This is a genomic window from Kitasatospora sp. NPDC057518, assembly GCF_042802075.1.
GTDB lineage: Bacteria > Actinomycetota > Actinomycetes > Streptomycetales > Streptomycetaceae > Kitasatospora.
Window position 1 is genome coordinate 1 of sequence record NZ_JBHVEU010000679.1, and the last position, 3,025, is coordinate 3,025.

Annotated in this window: 1 protein-coding gene and 1 pseudogene; both read left to right on the top strand. The window is 76.2% G+C overall.

All coding sequences use genetic code 11. From position 1 onward, the window contains the following. The coding region (locus ACFU7Z_RS38235) for a sensor histidine kinase (RefSeq protein WP_380782720.1) at positions 1-2,923 on the top strand (2,923 nt) is incomplete at its 5' end. Between the two features lie 10 nt (positions 2,924-2,933). Continuing rightward, a pseudogene (locus ACFU7Z_RS38240) lies at positions 2,934-3,025 on the top strand (roadblock/LC7 domain-containing protein); the annotation flags it as partial.

Genomic DNA, 3,025 nt, shown 5'->3' on the forward strand with positions numbered 1-3,025 from the left:
CTACAACTCGGTGGTCGCCGACGCCGACCGATACGCCTCCACGATCCTCACCCAGAGCGGCATCCGCCAGACCGAGGCGGTCAGCTACAAGGACTGGTACGAGAAGGCCAGCTCGAAGATCACCGCCGAGCGCCGGATCGAGTCCAAGCTCATCGAGAACCTGGACGGAAAGGCCCAGGACCTCCAGTCCCAGGCCGACGCCGACGCCCTGATCATCGGTGTCGCGGTCGCCCTGGTGCTGCTCGTCGCCCTCGGTGGCGCCGGTCTGATCGCCCGCTCGATGGTGCGCTCGCTGACCCGCCTCCAGGCCGCGGCCGAGGACGTCGCCGAGCGCCGTCTGCCCGAGCTGGTCAAGACCCTCTCCGAGGCCGACCCGCACGACGTCGACACCACGGTCGAGCCGGTCGCCGTCGACTCCACCGACGAGATCGGCCACGTGGCCCACGCGTTCGACATGGTGCACAGCGAGGCCGTCCGCCTCGCCGCCGAGCAGGCCCTCCTGCGCGGCAACATCAACGCGATGTTCACCAACCTCTCGCGCCGCAGCCAGGGCCTCATCCAGCGCCAGCTGTCGCTCATCTCCGAGCTGGAGAGCCGCGAGGCGGACCCGGACCAGCTGGCCAACCTCTTCAAGCTGGACCACCTCGCGACCCGCATGCGCCGCAATGGCGAAAACCTCCTCGTCCTCGCCGGTGAGGACCCGGGCCGCCGCTGGACCAGGCCCGTCCCGCTGGTCGACGTGCTCCGCGCCGCCGCCTCCGAGGTGGAGCAGTACGAGCGCATCGAGCTCGCCGCCGTGCCGTCGGCCGAGGTCGCCGGCCGCGTCGTCAACGACCTCGTCCACCTGCTCGCCGAGCTGCTGGAGAACGCCACCTCGTTCTCCAGCCCGCAGACCCGCGTCCGGGTCACCGGCCACGCGCTGCCGGACGGCCGCGTCCTGGTCGAGATCCACGACACCGGCATCGGCCTGAGCCCCGACGACCTCGCCGAGATCAACGAGCGCCTCGCCAACCCGCCGACGGTGGACGTCTCGGTCTCCCGCCGCATGGGCCTCTTCGTGGTCGGCCGCCTGTCCCTGCGACACGGCATCCGCATCCAGCTCCGCCCCAGCGACTCCGGCGGCACCACCGCGCTGGTCATGCTCCCGGTGGACGTCACCAATTCGGGCGACCGCCGCGGCGCCGGCCGGGCCGGCTCCGCCCAGGGCAAGCAGCAGCGCGGGGTCACCCCGACGCCGCGCCAGCAGCGCCAGGTGCCGCCCGGCCGCCAGAGCGGTCCGGCCGCGCTCGGCCAGGGCGGTCCGGCCGCCGGTGCCCCACAGGGCGGCCGTCCGCAGCTCGGCCAGGGCGGTCCGGCCGCTCCGACCGGTCCGACCGGTCCCGGTCCGCAGGGCGGTCCGGGCGCGCAGGGCGGTCCCGGTGCGCCGGGCGGTCCGGGCGCGTCCGGCGGCGGTCTGCCGACCCGCAAGGTCGGCCAGTCGCTGCGGGAGAACCCCGCCCCGCAGGGCGGCGGTCAGCAGGGCCAGGGCCAGCGGCCCGCCCAGCCGCAGCAGAAGCAGCAGAAGCAGGCCCCGCAGAACCAGCAGGCTCCGCAGCAGGCCCAGCAGGGCGGTCTGCCGCAGCGCGCCCCGGGCCGCCAGGGCCCGCCGCAGAGCGGCCCGAACGGCCTGCCCCGCCGCGGCCGTCAGCAGCAGCCCGGCCAGCCGGGTCAGCCCGGACAGCCCGGTCAGCCGCAGCAGGGCCAGCCGCAGGCCGGTCAGCCCCAGCCCGGCCGGCCCGGCCAGGAACGTCCGCGTCCCGCCGGCGGGTTCGACGGCGGTCCGGGTGCCCGGACCGGCGAGCAGCCGCAGCACGGCCGCCCCGGCGGCCCCGGCGGCCCCGGCATGCCGCAGCAGGGCGCCCGTCCGGGCAACCGTCCGCAGGACGGCCTGCCGCAGCGCCGTCCGGCCCCGCAGGGCCCCGACGCCCCCGGCCGTCCCGCCGCCCAGGGCCCGCGCGGTCCGCAGCGCCCCGGCCCGGACGCGCCGCAGCGCGACCGCCAGCCGCAGCTGCCGCCGCAGGCCCCGCAGCAGTCCCAGCCCCAGCCGCTGCCGTCGGCCGAGCCGGCGCCGGTGGAGAGCACCCAGCAGTTCGCCCGTCCGCGCTTCGAGGCCAGCCAGATCGACCCGCGCGACCCGCTGGGCCTCGGCCTGGTCGAGCCGGTGCTGCCGAACGTGCCGAACCCGCCGCGTCCGGAGCCGGTGCGCCAGGAGCAGGCCCCGCAGCAGCCGCAGCCGCTGCCGCTGCCGCACCAGGAGCCGATGGCGCTGCCGACCGGCCCGTCCGAGGCCGCGGGCCGACCGGGCGCCGAGGAGCAGCCCTGGTTCCCGCAGTCCGACGGCTCGCAGCAGGCGCGGCCGCGGCCGTACCAGCCGCGCCGCCCCGGCACCGCCGCACCGGAGTTCCAGCAGTCGGCCGACGAGCAGCAGGCTCCCCGGCCGGCCCCGCAGCAGCAGGCCCCGCAGCAGTCGCAGGGCCGGCCGCAGCAGAACCAGCAGCAGCCGCAGGGCCAACCGCAGCCGGGCACCGGCGACGCGCCGTGGCGTCCGTCCGCGAACGACGAGCGCTGGCGCCGCGCCGAGCAGATCCGCGAGCCCTCGACCAGCGGTGTCACCATGTCGGGCCTGCCCCGGCGGACCCCGCAGGCCAACCTGGTCTCCGGCACCGCCGAGGCCTCGCCGCTGACCGGTCCGCAGGTCTCCCGGGCCCCCGAGGAGGTCCGCGGCCGACTGACCAACCTGCGCCGCGGCATCCAGCAGGGCCGTCGCGCCGGGGCCGAGCAGGCCGCCAACCAGGCGGGCCACCAGCATGGTGCCCAGCAGCCCGGATTCGATAGTTTCGGTGGCCGGAGCGACGGCAACGGCGCAGATCACCAGGAGCGTTGAGTTGAACCAGATGAGCCAGGCCGCACAGAACCTGAACTGGCTGATCACCAATTTCGTGGACAACACCCCCGGGGTGTCCCACACCGTGGTGGTCTCCGCGGA